The 1,868-nt window shown below is 61.8% G+C and carries 1 pseudogene; it reads right to left on the bottom strand.

What is annotated here, in order from left to right:
- Positions 1–1,868 (bottom strand): annotated as a pseudogene (locus BGO16_RS03805) (DNA-directed RNA polymerase subunit beta'); the annotation flags it as partial.

Raw genomic sequence — 1,868 nt, forward strand, 5'->3', positions numbered from 1 at the left:
GCCGTTGACGAGTTCGCAGGTCAGCGCCGAGCGGATCTTGACCTCCTGAATGCCGGCCTTTGATATCTGGTCGACATGGCTTTCTTCCATCAACGTGTTGCGCTTGACCAGCACCTGGTTGGTCGCGGAATCGCGGATGTCCTCGCATGCCGTACGGCCCAGAATACGCGATCCCAGCGACGCCACGACCGTTCCGGCATCGATGATGGCGCGCATCTTGATGCCGAGCTTGGTGCCGCAGTCGTCCTGCGTGATGATGCAGTCCTGCGCGACGTCGACCAGACGGCGGGTCAGGTAGCCGGAGTTCGCGGTCTTCAACGCGGTATCCGCGAGGCCCTTGCGAGCGCCGTGGGTCGAGTTGAAGTACTCCAGAACCGACAACCCTTCCTTGAAGTTGGAGATGATCGGCGTCTCGATGATCTCGCCCGACGGCTTGGCCATCAGGCCGCGCATGCCGGCGAGCTGGCGCATCTGGGCCGGCGAACCGCGCGCGCCGGAATGCGCCATCATGTAGATCGAGTTGATCTGCGCCTCGACGCCCTTGGAGCTTTTCTTGACCGACGAGATCTCCTTCATCATCTCCTTGGCGATTTCTTCCGTCGCCTTCGACCAGGCGTCGACGACCTTGTTGTACTTCTCGCCATGGGTGATCAGGCCGTCGTTGTATTGCTGCTCGAAGTCCTTCGCCAGCGTGCGCGTGGTGTCGACGATCTTCCACTTGCCGTGCGGAACGACCATGTCGTCCTTGCCGAACGATATGCCGGCCTTGAACGCATTGTAGAACCCGAGCGCCATGATCCGGTCGCAGAAGATCACGGTCTCCTTCTGACCGCAGTGGCGATAGACCTGATCGATCACGCCGGAGATTTCCCGCTTCGTCATCAGCTTGTTGATGATGTCGAACGAAATCTTCGGCGACTTCGGCAGCACCTGGCCGAGCATGACGCGGCCGGCGGTGGTTTCGATCAGACGTTTGACGGGCTCGCCGTCCTCGCCGATCACGTCCCAGCGATACTTGATCCTGGTGTGCAGGTGGATGACCTTGGAGTACAGCGCATGCTCAAGTTCGGCCATGTCGCCGAACACCTTGTCCTCACCGGGCAGGCCTTCCCGCATGATCGAGAGATAATAGAGACCGAGCACGATGTCCTGGCTCGGCACGATGATCGGCTGGCCATTCGCCGGATGCAGGATGTTGTTGGTCGACATCATCAGCACGCGCGCCTCGAGCTGCGCCTCGAGCGACAGCGGAACGTGCACGGCCATCTGGTCGCCGTCGAAGTCGGCGTTGAAGGCGGCGCAGACCAGCGGGTGAAGCTGGATCGCCTTGCCCTCGATCAGCACCGGCTCGAACGCCTGAATGCCGAGACGATGCAACGTCGGCGCGCGGTTCAACAGCACCGGATGCTCGCGGATGACCTCGTCGAGAATGTCCCAGACCTCGGGACGCTCCTTCTCGACCAGCTTCTTCGCCTGCTTCACCGTGGTGGACAGGCCCTTGGCGTCGAGCCGCGAATAGATGAACGGCTTGAACAGCTCCAGCGCCATCTTCTTGGGCAGGCCGCACTGATGCAGCTTCAGTTCCGGACCGACGACGATGACGGAGCGACCGGAATAATCGACGCGCTTGCCGAGCAGGTTCTGCCGGAAGCGTCCCTGCTTGCCCTTCAGCATGTCGGCCAGCGACTTCAGCGGCCGCTTGTTGGCGCCGGTGATGACGCGACCGCGGCGGCCGTTGTCGAACAGCGCATCGACCGCTTCCTGCAACATGCGCTTCTCGTTGCGGATGATGATGTCCGGCGCGCGCAGCTCCATCAGCCGCTTCAGGCGGTTGTTGCGGTTGATGACGCGGCGGTACAGGTCGTTGA

The organism is Nitrobacter sp. 62-23 (genome assembly GCF_001897285.1).
In the GTDB taxonomy this organism is placed as follows: Bacteria; Pseudomonadota; Alphaproteobacteria; order Rhizobiales; family Xanthobacteraceae; genus Nitrobacter.